We start from the raw sequence: 16112 nt of genomic DNA on the forward strand, positions 1-16112 counted from the left end.
GGGCGGCCACGGCCCGCCCCCGGACGTGCGGCGGCCACGGCCCGCTCCCCGGGCCCGGGTTGTGGCGGGCGGGTGTCGGCCGGGCGAAGGCTCGGCGGCGTTGACATGCCGGTGGCCGGATAGGAGTGCCTCCGGCCCCGCCCGGGCGGACAATCTCCGCATGAGCCTGCGAAACGCCCTCTCCCGTCCGGCCCGTTACGGCGCGCTGCTCGCGGGCGCGCTGCCCGTCCTGACCTTCCCCGGCGCGGGCCTGGCCGGGCTGGCCTGGGCGGCGCTGGTGCCGGGGCTGCTGGCGATGCGGGCGGCGGGTTCGGCGCGCGAGGCGGCGGTGCGCGGCTGGTGGTTCGGCGCCGGGTTCATCCTGACCGGCATGTACTGGCTGGTGCCGTCGATCGGTCCGGCGCTGCCGCTGCTGGCGGTGGTGTTCGGCGTGCTGCTGGCGCCGTTCGGCCTGGCCGCGCACCGGCTGCTGGCCGGGGAGCCGACGCCCCGTCGGGCGGCGGCGGCGCTGCTGGTGCTGCCCGCGGTGTGGGTGAGCGCGGAGTTCGCCCGGTCCTGGCACGCGCTGGGCGGGCCGTGGGCGCTGCTGGGGGCCTCGCAGTGGGAGCATCCGGCGGTGCTGGGGCTGGCCTCGGTCGGCGGGGTGTGGCTGGTGAGTTGGGCGCTGGTGGCGGTCAACACGGCGCTGGTGCTGCTGGTGGGTGCGCGCCGGGTCCGGGTGCGGCTGCTGGCGGGGGCGACGGCGGCGGTGTCGGTGCTGGCGGGGCCGCTGCTGTTCGCGGTGCAGGCGGCGCCCGCGACGTCGGGGTCGGCGTCGGTGGCGCTGGTGCAGGCGGGGCAGACCGCGGACGAGCGGGCCCGGCTGGAGGCGAACGTGCGGATCACCCGGTCGCTGGCGGGCCGCCCGGTGGACCTGGTGGTGTGGGGCGAGAGCTCGACCACGGCGGACCTGGACCGGGAGGGCGCGACGGTGGACCGGCTGGCGGCGCTGTCCCGCGCGACGGGCGCGCAGCTGCTGGTCGGCGAGGACGCCCGGAAGGCGGACGGGCGGATCTCCAAGGACGCGGTGCTGGTGGACCCTTCGGGCGTGCTGGCGCGGTACCGGAAGATCCGGCTGGTGCCGTTCGGCGAGTACATTCCGCTGCGGCCGCTGCTGGGCTGGATCGCGGGGGTGAGCGCGGCGGCGGGCGAGAACCGGGTGCCGGGCAGTGCGGTGCACCTGCTGCCGGTGGTCGGGCGGGACGGGCGGCCGCTGCCGGTGGGGACGCTGATCTGCTTCGAGTCGGCGTTCCCGGACATGTCGCGGGTGGCGGCCCGTCAGGGCGCGGAGCTGATCGTCTACCAGTCCTCGACGTCGACCTTCCAGTCGACCTGGGCGCCGGCCCAGCACGCCTCGCTGGGGGCGCTCCGGGCGGCGGAGACCGGCCGGCCGGTGGTGCAGGCGGCGCTGACGGGCGAGTCGGTGGCGTACGACCCGCAGGGGCGGCGGCTGGCCCGGATGACCACGGGCGGGTCGGGGGCGCTGACGGTGGAGCTGCCGCTGGCGGTGCCCTCGGCGCGGACCTGGTACGTGCGGCTGGGCGACTGGGTGCCGCTGACGGCGGTCGCGGTGGCGCTCGGCGCGCTGGCGGCGGGCGCGGGGCCGCGGCTGCGGGAGCGGCGCCGTCCGGACGCGCCCGCGGCGGCGCCCGAGCTGCCGTCGGCGCGGGTCTGACGTTCCGTCACAGGGGGGCGTGGATGCCGAGCACCGCGCCGGCCGGGTCGTGCAGGACGGCGAGGCGCGGGCCGTCGGGGACGTCGGTGGGCGGCAGGGTGACGGTGGCGCCGAGCAGGGCGGCGCGTTCGGTGCTGAGGTCGACGTCGACGACCGTGAAGTAGGGCATCCAGTACGGCGGGGTGTCGGCGGGGAACTGGTCGGCCATGTCCGTCATGCCGCCGAAGTCCCGTCCGCCCAGGCCGAATTGGGTGTACGTCTCGCCGGGGGCGACGCTCCAGCCGAACAGCCGGGCGTAGAACGCGGCGACGGTGCGCGGGTCGCGGGCGGCGAGTTCGACCCAGCCGAGCGCGCCGGGTTCGTCGCGCCGGTCGAGGCGCCGGGCGGTGGGCGACCGGACCTCGAACGCGGCGCCGCCGGGGTCGGCGAGGACGGCGGACCGGCCAGGGGCGGGCAGGGCGGCCGGCGGGCGGAGCAGGGCGCCGCCGGCCGCGACGGCCTCCGCGGCGGCGGCGTCGACGTCGGGGACGTGGAAGCCGAGCGTCCAGGCGGCGGGGCGTCCCGGGTCGGCGGGCGGGGCGAGGGCGGCGACCAGGTCCTCGCCGAGGTGCATCCCGGTCCGGCCTCCAGCCCCCTCCTCCCGCTCGGCCCGCCAGCCGAAGAGTTCGTGGTAGAAGGACTTCGCGACGACCGGGTCGGCGGTGGCGAGCTCGACCCAGCAGGGCGCCCCGGGGACGGCTTCGGTGGTCTTCACGGGCGGGTCGCCTCCAGGGTCGGTCGGGCCTCGGCACCCTCCAGCCTGCCGGGATACCGGCGGGTATCCCCGGGACTGGTGGGCCGAACGGGACGGCCGGGGCAACCGGGACGGTGGTTGTTCAAATTGGAACCACGGTGTAGCGTCGGGCGGGCACGATCCGGTTCGAATTTGAACGACCCGCAGGAGCGGGACGCCCCGACCACGTGACCGGACCGCAGGCGACACCCCCTCGCGGCCCCCGGAGGACCCGACATGACGACGCAGCCCGCCACCGCCCCGACGCAGCCCGCCACCGTGCGCTCCCGGGTCCGCATCCCGCTGACCTTCGCCGACGGCTACCGCGTCGAGGCCGACGTGCACACCTTCCACGGCCTGGCCGACGGCGCCGAACACCTCGCCCTCGCCCTCGGCGACCCCACCGCGTCCGCCGCCCCGCTGGTCCGCCTGCACTCCGAGTGCCTGACCGGCGACGTCTTCGGCTCCGCCCGCTGCGACTGCGGCCCCCAGCTGCGCGAATCCGTCGAGCGGATCGCCGACGCCGGCGGCTACCTGCTCTACCTCCGCCAGGAGGGCCGCGGCATCGGCCTCTACAACAAACTGGACGCCTACCGCCTGCAGGGCGCGTAACCAGGCTGACACCTCTCCAGGTGCGGGTGCGCGCCGCTGACCGGAGAGTGAGAACATGGCGCGCAAGACCGACGGCCAGATCCGTTACCTGGACCTCCTCCTGCGGAAGTCGCAGATCGTCCGGGGGACGGCAGCCCGCGACATCCTGTCCCTGAAGGCCCAGGAGACCCGGGGCATCCGCTGGGGCAAGCGGAACGGCTACACGATTCGCCGGATCTTCCGCGAGAACCTGTCGGCGTACAAGCCGGGCGTGAAGCGCCCCGACTTCGAAGAAGCCGTTCACGCACTGCTCGAAGGCGAGTCGGATTGCCTGTGGGCCTACGACTCCTCGCGGTTCAGCCGCAAGGGCGCGGGCGACGTGCTGAAGATCCTGGACGTGCCGGGCAAGCGGCTGGTCTTCGACATCAACGGTCTCGACACGGAGCGCCCGGAGGATCGTCGCCGGATCATCGAGGACGCCGAGCGCGACCGCGAGTACAGCCGTGTCCTGTCCGAGAAGATCCGGGACACCAAGGCCGAGCAGCGCGACGAGGGCAAGTGTCTCGCCACAGCGCCCTACGGCCTCAAGGCCACGAAGAAGCGGAAGCTCAAGGGCAACAAATGGTGGCCGGTGGTGGAGCGCATCCACTACGAGGCGGCCGGAGGGAAGTCGCACCGGAAGATCGCATCCGACCTCACCGCAGACGGGTTCACCGCGCCCCGGGGCGGCCCCTGGCGGGCGACCACCGTCGGGAAGATCCTGCGGAACCCCGTCTACCTGGGGTGGCAGGTGGTCACCGTGAAGGGTGCCCCCACGGTCTACCTCAACGCCAAGGGGAAGAAGGTCCGAGTCTTCGCCAAGGGTTTCAACGGCATCCCGCAAGCGGTCTGGGACGCCCACCGCAACATCTCAGCCGGCCGACCGCAGGTACCAGGGTTCGGCGGGGCACCCCGAGCCGAGGACCAGGCCCCTGCCGAGAACAACCCTGTGGCCGGGCTGACCTGGTGCGAGGGCGGCGGGTTCGAGGAGGCAACAGGCCACCGTGCGATATCGAACGGGCACTCCTTCCGGTGCGGGGCCCACATCGCGGGTGTCCCCTGTTCCGCGCCGTGCTCGGCCACCCGCAGCGGTGTCCTGCGCGTCGTCCTGGCGGAGTGGAAAAAGCGGCTGGAAGCAGCGGACCCGCTGGACCCCACCATGTTGGCCGTGAGCGAGCGGTGGGTCGCCCTGTCCCACCCGGAGGAGAGCCAGGCCGAGAGCGAAGCCCGTGGGCAACTCAAGGTGGCCGAAGACGCCGTCGCCAGGCTGGATCGCCTCAACACTGCTGGCGCTTACGAGGGCCTGGACGGGGAGACCACTTTCGTCAAGCTCCGCCGGGCGGCGGTGTCCGACGTCGAGACGGCGAAGAAGGAGTGGGAGAAGGTGGCCCAACCGGTGGGGGACATCTCCGTGCTGACCGACCCCGACCGCTGCGCCCAGCTCTGGGAAACCTCCAGCGACACCTACCGGGGTCAGCTCTTGCGGCTCGCTATCGATCGGGTCTTCATCCGGAAAGCGGACTACTCCGGCCAGCGTGTGACGCCGGACCGACTGACTATCGAGTGGGCGAAGCCACGGGGGCGGGCGTCGTCACAGAAGGAGTCGAAGCCGCGTAAGGCAGCCGCAGCCTGAAACACAAAAAAGGCCCCCGGTCAGCACTGTTCAAGCAGTGCCGGCCGGGGGCCTTAACGCAGGTGGGGATCACCAACCTGCGGAGTCGATGTCGGTAGCGAGGTCGAGGGCGACGTGTTCGGGCAGGGGGATGGTCGTGCGGGTGAGCTGAACGGGCGAGGAGTGCTCGGTCTCGATGACGATCACTCGTTCGCCCGCCGGGGTGCGGGCTTCGTAGGCGCGGGCGGCCTGGTGGACGACAGCGTGAACGACGGGGAAGGTCACGTCGCACCCTTCAGCAGGTAGTTCGCCATGGCGATCTTGGAGGCCACTCCAGCGTCGGGGCCGAGGAGTTCGGCCGCGCGAAGGAATGCCCGCTCCCGATCGGCGGTGGTGTCGTTGGCGGGCAGCATCACGTCGGCGAACGTCGGCGGCTGCGAGGCCGCGGGAGCGCCCTCCGGGGCGGGCGCCAGGGTGAGGGTGTTCGACGGCAGTTCGGCGGGCAACGTCGAGCCGCCGGCCACCAGGTAGGGCTGCCCCTCCTGGCGTGCCTGCTCGGCCTGGCGGGCGGCGTCCAGTTCGCCGACGCGCAGGGCGGCGGCCTCCTCCTCCGCGCGGACGCGCTGGATCTCGTGGACGGTGTCGCGGGAGCGCACCGCAGCCTGGGCCAGCGCGGTGCTGAGCAGCTCGGCGATCTCCGGGTTCAGGTAGATCGACGCCGTGGTGGTGCCGGAGCGCACCAGCAGGCCGATGTCGCCTTCGGCGTCCACGTGGAGCCGGGCGTAGTCCTGGGGTCCGTCGTACTTGCAGGGGAAGCGCTGCTCATCCGGGCGGATGGTCTCAGTTGCGGTGGTCATCGGTGCTCTCTGTGGTCGGGGCGAGGAAGTTGGCGATGCGCAGGACAGCGCTCACCCGGGCGTCGAAGGGCTGGTCCTGGTAGCCACGGGCGTTGGTGGACATTGCGGTGACGGTCTTCTCGGCGAGGGCCAGGGCCTCGGTGCGGGTCACCGCTTGTCCCAGTGGGAGTCGATGCCGGCCAGCGGGCGCGGAAGGGGGCGGTCGTACAGGCCGGGGAGCTTGTGCGCGGCCTGGGCGGTGGCGCGGTCGGCTTTCGTGGCGTTGTCCAGCGCGCCGGCCTGGCGGATGAGGTAGGCGGCCAGGGTGCGGCACTGGTCGGCGGTGAGCCGGGCGGGTCGGGTGGTCTCCGCGCCGACTGTCAGCGCGAGCACGCCGCCCAGCCGTTCGTTGCGGATGCCGACGACGGAGCCGTGGCGGGCGGTCAGAGTGGCCTTGTGCTCGGTGGTTTCGATCATGGTCTTCTCTCTCCTGAGTCAGGTGAACAGGCCCAGAAATGCCTGGACTTCGCGGATGGAGTGGCCACCGTCGTAGCGGACGGTCTGGCCGTCGCGGGTGATCTCCAGGCGGTAGCCGTTGCCGTCGTCGGGGGTGACGCACAGGGTCGCGCCGCCGCGCAGCTCGTAGGTACCGACCGGGGATGTCATCGCGGTGTCCTTCCGTGGGGGTCGGAAGGGTTGAGCGGGGGCGGTTAACAGCCCGGCGGGTTCACGCGGCGGTCCGCAGCTTCTTCAGGGCGCGGGACCAGGTGGCCTTGACGGTGCCGGGGGTCTTGCCGAGGGTTTCGGCTATCGCGGTGGCGTCGAGCTTCCCGGCGTCGGTGAGCATCGGGGGGTTGCCGTCGAAGCCGAAGGCGCAGCGCGCGATGGCGGCCTCCGTCGGGGACATCGCGGCCAGCAGCTCGGCGGCCTTCACCTCGGCGGCGGCGGTGAAACGGGCGGAGGACTCAGCGTCGGCGTCACGGTCGATGATCGCGCCGGTGGCGTGCTTGCCGCGCTTGGCACCTGTAACCCGAACTCCCTTGCAGCGCACGGCATCCCGGCTGATGGCGATGGGGTTGTGTGCAAGGGATGGCTGGAGGTCGGTGCACCAGCCCTCGGTGGTGGCCGCGCCGACGACCGGCCGGCCGTTCTTCACGGCCAGGTGGAGGCGGGCGGCGCGCGGGGTGGCGCCGAGTGCGGTGGACTCGACCAGACGGTCCGGGTCCTGTGCGGTCGAGGCGTCGAGGACGTGCTCCGGGACGCTGTCGACCGGTACGGGGCGGGCGAAGGCGGCGGCTACCAGGTCGGCCTGCTCGGGCGAGAAGCGCCGCTTCGAGTCGGGGTGGCCGGTCAGCTCCTCCTTCGCGGCGGTGAAGTCGCCGTGCGTGCGGGCGAGCGCGCCCATGAAGGAGGCGGCGGCATCGCGGGCCACGCCGGGGGCGGCCTCGCGGGTGGCCGCTGCGCGGCCGTCCATCTTGGCGCGCTGGAAGGCGTAGGAGGTGAACTCGGCGGTGTTCTCGCCGTCGACGTCCCAGGAGTGGATGGCACGCCAGAAAGAGAGCCGCATCTCCTGTGCGATGTCCTGGGCGGCCTGGTGGCTGTCGCCCTCCATCTGGGCGGCGCGCTTGCGGGAGACGGAACGGGCAATGCCTTCCAGGTCGTTCAGGATCTCCTCCGTGGCGACCCGGCCCCGGTCGAGCTTGCCCACGCCGATCAGTGCGGGCAGGGGCTTCGGGGTCTGGGCCTGGCGGATCAGCGAGGAGGGGATGCAGGGGGAAGGCATGGGTATTCCTTGACGTGTACAGATCAGATGGAGGGGTGCGACTCATCGCGGAGCGGCGCGGTGCGCAGGGCATGAAAAAGCCCCGTTCGGCGGGCAGCCGGATCGGGGCACAGAAAAGCCCCTGCCGTGGTCGTGAGCCGGACGGCAGGGGCCTAGGGAAAACCGCCTGGGCGGTCGATGTAATTAGGCTCCGGGTGCACTCCGGCGGGGCCGATGGTCGGCCAGCGCAAGGGTGCGGGTATAAAGAGCCATGTGGTGAGCAAGGTGGAAGTCGGGGAGGCGCCGGTATCCGGCGCGGGCCCACTCGGGACTAACGGCACGGTGGGTATGGGTGTCCGCTAAGGCGCGCAGTGCCTCCCAGAAGAAATCTTGATCATCCTCGCGTTCGGTCCGCTCGTGCGGGTCGGAGGAACCCTGACGGGTGACGCCCATCGCCCGAAAGACCATCACAGCCGCTTTGCGACTGATGGTTTGGGCGATGGATCGCCGGGCAGCCGCAAGGCGCGCGAGCAGTCGACGGCAACCCGCCACACCCGCCCAGCCTCCGCTGTTCATTGCGTTCCTTCGGTTCTGAATGGCCGCCTTCATTGGCGCTTTACCTGAACTTTAAAAAACAGGCATGACCTTCGCAATCGGTCGAGCGGGACCTTTTCCTTAAGGACTAGGTCCTTTGTAGCTCATTAACCAGCGCTTCTCACGCAGAGTCATCGAAAGATGTGACCGGCTTCACTTGCCGTGGCCGCGCAGATACGCAGCGCCTTTTTCGAGTCGACAAGAAGAATCGCCGAAATGACCGAGCGCACTGTTCTCTCCCCGGCACAACAGCCTCCTGACGGCCTGTCCGTGCGGCTTGTCGTGGTCGTGGTCGACCACCAGGCGGTCCCCGACAGCAGCCTTCTGCCCGCAGATCGCGCAGCGCCAGCGCTGCTGGCGCCCCATCCGCTCGTAATCGGCCAGCGTGATCCCGTAGACCCGGCGCAGCCGGGCGTCGCGGCGCTTGCGGACCACGGCCGGGTCGCGGTTGGCCTTCTGGTTGGCGGCCTTCACGCACGGCCGGCAGACGTTCGCCCGCCCGGTGAGGGCCCGCTTGCGCTTGCCGAACTGTGCGAGGGGCTTCTCGTCATCGCACACCTCGCAGAACTGGGTGTGCGCGCTCTCCGGTTCACGCCGCATAGGCCCACTCCTTCGGCAGGCCGTAGCCGTCGGCCCAGCTCGGGCCGTAGACCTCGGCGTCGGTGTCCAGCGGCACCCCGAGCAGGTTCATCTTCATGGCCTCGGCGCACGCGCGGGCAACGTCCGCGGCCTCCTCCTTCGGGGCGGTGCCCACCACCTCGTCGTGCACCCACATGGTCAGGTACGGGGTGAGCCCCTGCTTGTCCATCGTGATCAACGCCTGCCCCATCGTGTCTCGGGCGGTCGACTGGCAGGCGTAGGCCACCGACTTGTAGAGCTTGTCCCGGTCCAGGTGCAGGCGCCGGCCGGTGACGGTGGTCATCGTGCACTTCTCCGCCAGTGCGGTGCGCTGCATCTTCCGCGCCCAGCGCTTGATGCCGGGGAACGCTCGGCTGTAGCGCTGGAGGGTGTCGCGCATGACGTCCACCGGCTGGCCGGTCTGCTTGGCCAGCGTCGCGGCCCCGCCCTGGTAGGCGGTGCCGAGTCCGGCGATCTTGGCCAAGGTGCGCTGGGCCTTCGAGTAGCCGGTGCCGAACATCATCTCGGCGGCGAATCCGTGCAGGTCCGCGCCAGAGGCGATGGCCCGGATCATCCGGGACTCCCCCGACAACGCGGCCAGCACCCGCAGCTCGACGGCCTGCTGGTCGACCGAGAAGTAGACGTGCCCCGGCTCGGCGACCACACTGCGACGGATCTCCCAACCGTGGGAGGGGAGTTGAGCCATCGCAGGATCGGAGTGCGAGGCGCGTCCGGTCTGGGCGCCCAGCGGGTTGATCTTGGGGTGGATGCGGTCGAAGGCGTCGCGGTTGGCCAACATCGCCTGGGCATAGCTGGTCGACCACTTGCCCGCGCGCTTGGCTCGCAGGACGGCGTCAGCGAGCACGTTGGGCTCGCGCATGCCGAGGCGCTTCCAGTCCTGGTCGAGGTCGGCCAGCGGCAGCAGTACTTCCTTGGCGACCGACAGTGCGCCGCTGTCCGTCTTCTCCGTCAGCCGCTCGCCCATCCCGAGCAGCGCGCCGGCCACCTGGTCGGGCGAGTTCACGGAGTCCACGCCGAAGCGGGCGGCCACTGCGGAGTGCCGCTTCTTCTCGTCCGCGAGGCGACCGACCAGGCCCTCCGTGTACTCGGGGTCGACCAGCATGCCGGTGCGCTGCAACTTGGCGCACACCAGGGCGAGCTGGTGCTCGTACGGCAGCAGCGCCGAGCGCAGGCCCTCCGCCTTGTACCGCTTCAGCAGCTTGGGCAGCAGCCGGGCGACAAGCAAGGCATCGAGACCGGCGTACAGCTCGAAGACGGGGTGCGACAGGCTGATGCCCGCCCATCCAGTCGTCTTGGTCAGCCCGAGCCCGTTGAACACCTTCGTCAGGTCGCCCTGGGTGTCGGGCGCGGTGGGGTCGACGTACCAGGCCGAGAGCGGCTTGAGGCTCAGGCCGACGCCGCCTTCGTAGTCGTGGCGGCTGTCGAGGAGGTGGGCAGCCACCCGGGAGTCCTGCGCCCGGGGGTAGAGGTCTTCGAGCCGGATGCCGAACTCGTTGTCGACCTTCAGCGCGTCGAAACTCAGGTTGTGGGCGACGAGGTTGGGAAGCGTGACCAGGGCCTCGATCGCGGCCGAGCGGAACGGGTCGCCGAGTTCGACGGGGATCACCCACGCGGTGTGGGTATCGCCGATTTGGACGAGTCGTATTCGGTCCGTCCACCCGAGACCGGTGGTCTCGGTGTCGAAGCCGAGCAGGGTGCCGGCCGCCGCGTGGGCGGTCCACCAGGTGCGGAACTCCCGCAGGTCGGCCGCCCGTTCGGGGACCTTGATCTCGACCGGCTCTCCGGCCAGTCGGTACGGGTGTACCCGCATGTGCTCTTTTCCTAGTAGTCGGTGGTGGTGTCGAAGACGCCCGGCCCGGCGGCCTGCTGGTCGGCGAAGCGCACGCCCAGCAGCACCCGGCCCTTCGTCATGCGGTGCTGGCGGATACCGCGCTCGTCCAGTGCGGAGATGAATCCACGGCGGGTCCACGCCTTCTCGCCCTGGGCCTCGCACCAGTCGCGGTACGCGGTGTAGGCGTCCTGGCTGGGGACGTGGCTCTTGTCGCTGTCGACCTTCACCAGGATGTCCGTCAGGAACTCCGCCAGCGCGTCCGAGTTCTCCTTGAAGTTGCTGGTTGCGGTCTTGATGCAGTCGGGCTCCTTCAGGCCCTCGGCGTACCACTCGACCGCGCCCGCGACCGCCCACGCGGCGATGCCCTCGGCCTCCCCGCGCAGCGTCTCGAAGATCGAGTGGTCCCGCTCGTCCGGCTTGAAGAAGCGGTCGAACTTGATCAACTTCACGCGCCGCCACAGGCCGGCATCCTGCGAGCGGAAGGCCGGGGTGTGGTTGGAGGCCAGCCACAGGAGGAAAGTCGGCTGGTAGGTGAAGAAGTTCTCCCTCATGAAACGCGCCGTCAGCTTGTCGCTGCCGGTGGCGCGTTTGAGCACGGATTCGCTCATCGGCTTCCCGGCCTCGCCCTCGCTGGCCATCACCATCCGGGCCCCGCGCAGCGCGGCCAGGTCGGCGGGGATCGAGCTGCCCCGGTCCTCGAAGGTCTCGAAGCGGGTGGTCTCGCTCAGCGCGTCGAAGACGTACGACAAGGTGTCCAGGAAGACACTCTTGCCGTTCGCGCCGACACCGACCAGCACGGCGAACGCCTGCTCCGCGGTGCTGCCCGTGATGCCGTACCCGCACAGGCGGTGAATGTAGGCGGGCATCAGCGGCTCGGTGGGGAACACCTCGTCCAAGAAACGCAGCCAACGCGGGGCCTTCGCCTGGGGGTTGTAGTCCCACGGCAGCGACTTCGTCAGCATGTCCGCCGGGTCGTGTGGGCGGAGGCGGCCGGTGCGCAGGTCCACGGTCCCGTTGGCGAACGACAGCAGGTGCGGCTGGTGGTCGAAGTCGTCCACCGAGCAGTTCACGCCGCGCACCGACGCCAGCTCGCGCATCAGGTCGTCAATGCGCCTCGCCATCGTGAAGCCCTTCGCGGCCTTGGCCAGTGGAAGCGCCTGCACCTGCTTCTCGTACTCGGCCTCCAGCGCGTCCCCGGCGAGCTTGAGCGCCAGCGCCTCGCGGATGATGGCCTTCTCCCTCGCGAGGGTCTCGACCATCGCCGCGCCGAGGTCGTGGGCGGCCTGGCGCACCAGCACCTCCGAGCGCACCCAGTGCGTCCCCGACCAGCAGTGGAACCCGACGCCGTCGGCGTAGCGGATGCCGTTCTTGGTGTACTGCACCAAGGCGTGGGCGTTGACGATGTCGCTCGCCCCGTACCGGGACGCCGCCTCGCGGTAGGCGGCCACCGCCTCGGCCGGCGGCAGCGTCAGCGCCGCCTTCTGCGGCATGTAGGGGGCGGTCAGGCTGTCGATGGCGTACGCCGTCATCGGGTCTCTCTCCATACTGCGTAGTCCTTGAAGCCCTCGGGCAGCGTCAACTGCCGGGCGGTCACCTCCCGTTGGTGGAGGGCGGCGAGGATGGTCCGGGTGAACTCCCGGCCGGAGCGGTCGTTGTCGCCGCACACCCGTACGTCACGGCCAGCCAGTCCGGCGGCCAGCGCGTCCAAGGTGGTCGGGTCGTTGTTGAGCAGCGCGGCCCCGCGCACGCCGACGGCGTTGTAGCCGTCCGCGACGATCGCCAGCGGGTCCGACAGGCCCTCGGCGACGATCCACGGCGCATCCGGGTCCGGGCCGGGGAACGCCCCGAACCGTTGCCACTCGTAGCTGCCGGGGTTGGCGAGCGAGATCCACCGGCCGGGGCAGCGCCCCGTCAGGTCCCGGCCTTGGGCGCCCCTGGCCACTCCCGCGAAGTCGGCCGTCGGCACGACGAGGCGGGGATACCGGACGAACGAGGTCGGAACCCACTCGGGGCACGGTTGCGGGCCGGGCCACCAGCGCAGGCCCAGCCGGTCCTGCTCGGCCGCCGACAAGCCGAAACGTTTCTGCGCGTAGTCGATGGCCGGGGTGGCGTCGCCCCCGGCCGGCAGGCTGTCCAGCCACACCCGCAGTGCCGCCGTCAGGAACGGCGAGGCGGGCTCCGGCCGGGCCTCGGCGACGACGGCCAGGCCCTCGGGGTCGACGTTGAACAGGTGCCTGGGCAGCAGGCCCATTCCGGCGACGATGTCTTCGAAGCGGCACCCGGCGCGGCAGGCCAGGCCCACCATGCCGGACGTCTTCAGGTTGATCCACAGCGACGGCTTGCCGTCGTCGTGGGCCGGGCAGCGGGCGACCCATTCGCCGCTCTGGTAGTCCCGCCACTCCTCCAGGCGGTCCAGGATCGCCGACATGCGCACGGCTCTCTCCTCCTCTGTTAGTAGCCGGCCTCCCGCAGCGCGCGGACGATCGCGGCGTGGGTGCGGATGGACGTGACGGCGTACCCGTCCTCGGTCCGGGCGCGGGGGCGCTTTACGTAGGCGACGCCGAACGGCATCCCGGCGTTGACGGCCTCGGCCTCGGCCTGGCGGACGTACCCGGCCAGGTCGTACGACTTCTCGGCCTTGCACTCCCCCGCGAACGGACGCACCTGGAGGTCGCCGATGTCGGCCGTGCCCTCCTGGACGTTGCGGCGGATGTTGTCCGGGTCGAGCGGGTCCTTCCAGCGCACCGAGCGGTCGCTGTCCTTCCACAGCTCGCGGTACTGGCCTAGCTGTTCGTTCAGGTAGTCGGCCACCGCGGTTTCCCAGCCGGTGCCCTTCGCCTTGTTGCGGTTGGCCACTAGGCGGTCACCACCGCGAGGGCCGCGCCCCGGAAGACGGCCAGGCCGGCGGCCTCCCAGTAGCGGGAGAAGTCCGGGCGCTGGCGGGCGTCGTGCAGGAACAGCAGCCGATCGCCGGGGCCCGCGCGGCGCAGGTCGCCGAGCGCGGGGGCGATGCCCAGCCCGATGCGGTAGGTCACGTCTCCTCCGGCGGCCGGGCCTCGCGGAAGTCGACGGTGTGCGCGGCGTCGGAGGCGCGCAGCAGTCGGCGCGGGTGGGCGCCCTCGGCGGCCAGCACCCGGGTGCGGGCGTGCAGCGCGGTTCGGCGCTGGTCGGGCGGTATCCGCCACAGCGGCGTCATGGTGTTGTTCACCGGCTCAGCCCTGCTCGGGCAGGTGCGACCACGACGTCCGGTCGGCGATGTGCCGACAGGCCCGTTCGCTGATGCCGAACGCCTCGGCCAGTGCGGCGAGGTTGGCGCCCAGGTCGGCGGCGCGGCGGATCGCGGCGACCTTGCGTTCGGTCAGCTTGGCCTGCGAGTTGCGGGTGCCGCTCTGCGGCCGGGGCGGGGTGTCGCGGAACGCGGAACGCATGATCTCCTGCGCGCGGTCGGTGGCGGCCAGCGGGTTGATCAGGCGGGCCGGGATCGGCTCCGCGTGGGTCGGGGTGTGCACGGGGTTCTCTCTCCGGGGAAATGGGAGCGGGACCGGCCCCGAAGGACCGGTCCCGCTGGTGGTGCTGGGGGGGGGGAGCGCCGGTTAGAACGGCGGCTCCTCCTCAATGGCCGCGGCCGGGGTGTCGGTGATCGCGTCGCCGTACGGCTTGATCACCTTCACGGTGGCCTTCTGGTAGTCGACATCGCGGCCCGTCTTCTTGCTCGTGTACTGCACGCGCTCGTTGATGAGGTAGGCCAGCGACGGACCGCCCGACTTGGCCAACGTGCCCTTCAGCACGGGGAGTTCGGGGATCAGCGACCAGCCCGAGGACTTGTAGCGGAAGCGGCCCAGCTCCAGGGCGTGGGGCAGGGTGAAGTCGATCTCGATACTCGGCTTCGGGCCGCGCTCGGCCGTGGCGCGGCTCTTCAGCTCGGCGATGGTGCCGGGGCAGCGGCACGGTGCGCCGACGTCCTCCGGCGGCGACAGGAAGGTGCGGGTGTCGCAGTGGTGCGCGAGCTTGCCGTTCACCCACTGCTTGAAGTCCAGCCGCACGGCCTCGGGCCCGTCGATGACGACCTCCACCCGGTCGGCGTCGGTCTTGACCGCCATGGCGTCCTCCGCCTCGGTCTCCCGCTCGTACGGGGTGCCGCCCAGCAGCTCGGCCACGGCCTCGGCGGTGGCCGGCAGGGCGGTGGTCACCATCCACTGGTGCTGCGGGATCGGGAAGCCGCCGTCGGGGTCGGCCTCGTAGTTGCGGAAGACGCCGGCCAGGTCCGGGCGGGCGTTCGCCTCGGCGCGCTCCGCGCGCTCGGCCAGCTCGGGGTCGCTGGCGAAGATGTTGTCGAGTGCGTTGCTCAAGGTCTCTCTGTTCTCTCGGGGACGGCGGGCCGGGCGGTCCGCCGGGCTCACTGGTGTTGAGCGGGGGCGGTTAACAGCCGGGTCAGGCGGCGCGGCGGGCGGTGCCGGTCAGGTGGCCGGCCTCGTGCTTCCAGGCGACACGGCCGATGATCCCGGCATCCGAGGCGCGGTCGTCCGCGAAGCGCTGGCGCAGGGTCAGGAACCGATCGAAGACCGGCCGGTCGATCGTCACCGGGCGGAACTCGGCCCGGGTCGGGGTGACGTGCAGCACCGCCCCGGCGTCGACCTTCGGGAACGGGACGATCTTGCGGTCCACCGTGATCAGGTCATCCGCATGGGCGTAGGCCGCGAGCTGGTAGGCGACCGACAGATACACGCTCTTACTGGTCTTCAGGTCACCCAGGACCGTCCTGCCGTTGATCTTCACCATGAAGTCGAACGACCCGGCGTAGCCGTGCTCCCGCGACCAGGCGACGTCTTCCGCGTGCAGCAGCTCCGGCTGGTAGCGGTCGAGCCACGACTCGATCGCCGGGACGTACGGCTCGACGTCGTGGTGCGGGTACGGCACCTCGTGGCCGCGCAGGCGCAGCTCGAAGTAGTCGTGGACCAGGCTGCCCACGTCGGCGCGGACCTTGGTGTAGCGCTTGGCCGCGTACTTCAGGAAGTCGACGGCGGCCTGGCGGTCACGGGCGGCGATGCGCTGGACGACCTCCAGGTCGGTCACCGCCGCTTCGGCCGCCATGCCGGCCGACCAGTCCTGAAGGAAGGGCTTCGCCTCCATGTTCAAGATGGAGGTGACCGAGGGGGCCAGCTCGGAGCTGACGGGGTGGATGTAGTAGCGGGAACCCCGCTGGTGGACCGTACGGACACCTTCGGACATGCGTTCCTCTCTCGTTTGGGCATGCAAAAGCCCCGACCATCCGAAGGACGGTCGGGGCTGACGTCGGGGAGATAAGTAACTAGATGACCTCATGAAACCGCAGGTCAGCAGCCCTAGGGACTTACTTACTTACCTCCCCCATCGTTCTTTCACTCGTTCTTTCGTAGCTTCAGGCGTCGCCGCGCGGCCTACGCCGCAGCAGCTCCCACGTCACCACACCGGACAGGCCGACCGCTGTAGCTGTCGAGGTCGGCCAGCCGACCTGGAGATGGAGAGACGTGGCGGTCAACGCGCCGTGACCATAGACCACCGCATCCCGCCACGTTACGGGGCGGTCGAGTGGGGCGTCGCCAGGAGATGACGACTGGGGGTGTGTCATGATTGGACCTCTTCCAGCTCTTTCCGAGAGTGCGAGGAAACGCGGGCCGCCCCCCTGCATGGGGGCGGCCCGTCTCGCTTGGATCGAGGGTACCGCCACTTCTGATGAATCATC

Annotated in this window: 20 protein-coding genes and 1 pseudogene; 4 read left to right on the plus strand and 17 right to left on the minus strand. The window is 71.1% G+C overall.

What is annotated here, in order from left to right:
* The first annotated feature begins 160 nt into the window (after positions 1 to 160).
* Positions 161 to 1714: an apolipoprotein N-acyltransferase gene (gene lnt / locus ACIOHG_RS14645; RefSeq protein WP_400949790.1), complete on the plus strand. Its 1554-nt coding sequence runs from the start codon at positions 161 to 163 to the stop codon at positions 1712 to 1714.
* Positions 1715 to 1721: 7 nt separating this feature from the next.
* Here the strand turns inward: lnt and ACIOHG_RS14650 are convergent, their stop codons facing one another.
* Positions 1722 to 2468 carry a VOC family protein gene (locus ACIOHG_RS14650; RefSeq protein WP_400949791.1) on the minus strand — a complete coding sequence of 249 codons (747 nt, stop codon included), beginning with the start codon at positions 2466 to 2468 and terminating at the stop codon, positions 1722 to 1724.
* 255 nt (positions 2469 to 2723) lie between these two features.
* On the opposite strand from ACIOHG_RS14650, the pseudogene ribA reads away from it, so the two are divergent.
* Together ribA and ACIOHG_RS14660 are read left to right on the plus strand one after the other, a co-directional pair.
* Positions 2724 to 3089, plus strand: a pseudogene (gene ribA / locus ACIOHG_RS14655) (GTP cyclohydrolase II RibA); the annotation flags it as partial.
* Between the two features lie 64 nt (positions 3090 to 3153).
* A complete protein-coding gene (locus tag ACIOHG_RS14660) occupies positions 3154 to 4749 on the plus strand; it encodes a recombinase family protein (RefSeq protein WP_400949793.1) in 1596 nt (531 codons plus the stop codon).
* Positions 4750 to 4818: 69 nt separating this feature from the next.
* On the opposite strand, the gene ACIOHG_RS14665 is transcribed toward ACIOHG_RS14660, so the two are convergent.
* The 6 genes from ACIOHG_RS14665 to ACIOHG_RS14690 form a co-directional block, all read right to left on the minus strand.
* The gene (locus tag ACIOHG_RS14665; protein ID WP_400949795.1) at positions 4819 to 5013 is read right to left on the minus strand and encodes a hypothetical protein; all 195 of its coding nucleotides are present in this window, start codon (positions 5011 to 5013) and stop codon (positions 4819 to 4821) included.
* Positions 5010 to 5585 carry a hypothetical protein gene (locus ACIOHG_RS14670; RefSeq protein WP_400949798.1) on the minus strand — a complete coding sequence of 192 codons (576 nt, stop codon included), beginning with the start codon at positions 5583 to 5585 and terminating at the stop codon, positions 5010 to 5012. Before ACIOHG_RS14670 ends, ACIOHG_RS14665 begins: the two co-directional genes overlap by 4 nt.
* Entirely contained in the window at positions 5569 to 5736 is a 168-nt protein-coding gene (locus ACIOHG_RS14675; protein WP_400949801.1) for a hypothetical protein, read from the minus strand. Before ACIOHG_RS14675 ends, ACIOHG_RS14670 begins: the two co-directional genes overlap by 17 nt.
* The gene (locus tag ACIOHG_RS14680; RefSeq protein WP_400949802.1) at positions 5733 to 6041 is read right to left on the minus strand and encodes a hypothetical protein; all 309 of its coding nucleotides are present in this window, start codon (positions 6039 to 6041) and stop codon (positions 5733 to 5735) included. Before ACIOHG_RS14680 ends, ACIOHG_RS14675 begins: the two co-directional genes overlap by 4 nt.
* An 18-nt stretch (positions 6042 to 6059) precedes the next feature.
* Positions 6060 to 6230: a hypothetical protein gene (locus ACIOHG_RS14685; protein ID WP_400949804.1), complete on the minus strand. Its 171-nt coding sequence runs from the start codon at positions 6228 to 6230 to the stop codon at positions 6060 to 6062.
* A 61-nt stretch (positions 6231 to 6291) separates the two neighbouring features.
* Positions 6292 to 7347, minus strand: a complete 1056-nt coding sequence (locus ACIOHG_RS14690) for a hypothetical protein (protein WP_400949806.1) — start codon at positions 7345 to 7347, stop codon at positions 6292 to 6294.
* Positions 7348 to 7716: 369 nt separating this feature from the next.
* On the opposite strand from ACIOHG_RS14690, the gene ACIOHG_RS14695 reads away from it, so the two are divergent.
* The gene (locus tag ACIOHG_RS14695) at positions 7717 to 7950 is read left to right on the plus strand and encodes a hypothetical protein (RefSeq protein ID WP_400949809.1); all 234 of its coding nucleotides are present in this window, start codon (positions 7717 to 7719) and stop codon (positions 7948 to 7950) included.
* A gap of 123 nt (positions 7951 to 8073) precedes the next feature.
* On the opposite strand, the gene ACIOHG_RS14700 is transcribed toward ACIOHG_RS14695, so the two are convergent.
* From ACIOHG_RS14700 to ACIOHG_RS14745, 10 genes are all read right to left on the minus strand, one after another.
* On the minus strand, positions 8074 to 8520 hold the full coding sequence (locus ACIOHG_RS14700) for an endonuclease domain-containing protein (RefSeq protein WP_400949812.1): 447 nt from the start codon (positions 8518 to 8520) through the stop codon (positions 8074 to 8076).
* The gene (locus tag ACIOHG_RS14705; RefSeq protein ID WP_400949814.1) at positions 8510 to 10369 is read right to left on the minus strand and encodes a DNA polymerase; all 1860 of its coding nucleotides are present in this window, start codon (positions 10367 to 10369) and stop codon (positions 8510 to 8512) included. The genes ACIOHG_RS14700 and ACIOHG_RS14705 overlap by 11 nt, the downstream gene beginning before the upstream one ends.
* An 11-nt stretch (positions 10370 to 10380) precedes the next feature.
* Positions 10381 to 11934 carry a phage/plasmid primase, P4 family gene (locus tag ACIOHG_RS14710; protein WP_400949816.1) on the minus strand — a complete coding sequence of 518 codons (1554 nt, stop codon included), beginning with the start codon at positions 11932 to 11934 and terminating at the stop codon, positions 10381 to 10383.
* Complete coding sequence (locus tag ACIOHG_RS14715; protein WP_400949817.1) at positions 11916 to 12818, minus strand: toprim domain-containing protein; 903 nt, start codon at positions 12816 to 12818, stop codon at positions 11916 to 11918. The genes ACIOHG_RS14710 and ACIOHG_RS14715 overlap by 19 nt, the downstream gene beginning before the upstream one ends.
* 23 nt (positions 12819 to 12841) lie before the next feature.
* Entirely contained in the window at positions 12842 to 13246 is a 405-nt protein-coding gene (locus ACIOHG_RS14720) for a hypothetical protein (RefSeq protein ID WP_400949820.1), read from the minus strand.
* The gene (locus ACIOHG_RS14725; RefSeq protein ID WP_400949823.1) at positions 13246 to 13425 is read right to left on the minus strand and encodes a hypothetical protein; all 180 of its coding nucleotides are present in this window, start codon (positions 13423 to 13425) and stop codon (positions 13246 to 13248) included. The genes ACIOHG_RS14720 and ACIOHG_RS14725 overlap by 1 nt, the downstream gene beginning before the upstream one ends.
* Positions 13422 to 13598, minus strand: coding sequence for a hypothetical protein (locus ACIOHG_RS14730; RefSeq protein WP_400949824.1), 177 nt, complete (start codon positions 13596 to 13598; stop codon positions 13422 to 13424). Before ACIOHG_RS14730 ends, ACIOHG_RS14725 begins: the two co-directional genes overlap by 4 nt.
* A 4-nt stretch (positions 13599 to 13602) precedes the next feature.
* Complete coding sequence (locus ACIOHG_RS14735; protein WP_400949826.1) at positions 13603 to 13899, minus strand: hypothetical protein; 297 nt, start codon at positions 13897 to 13899, stop codon at positions 13603 to 13605.
* A gap of 84 nt (positions 13900 to 13983) precedes the next feature.
* Positions 13984 to 14739 (minus strand): hypothetical protein, encoded by a 756-nt coding sequence (locus ACIOHG_RS14740; protein WP_400949829.1) that lies wholly within the window; start codon positions 14737 to 14739, stop codon positions 13984 to 13986.
* An 82-nt stretch (positions 14740 to 14821) separates the two neighbouring features.
* Positions 14822 to 15619, minus strand: a complete 798-nt coding sequence (locus ACIOHG_RS14745; protein WP_400949832.1) for a hypothetical protein — start codon at positions 15617 to 15619, stop codon at positions 14822 to 14824.
* Positions 15620 to 16112: the final 493 nt, after the last annotated feature.

The sequence above is a fragment of the Kitasatospora sp. NPDC088134 genome (assembly GCF_044741705.1).
Lineage (GTDB): Bacteria > Actinomycetota > Actinomycetes > Streptomycetales > Streptomycetaceae > Kitasatospora.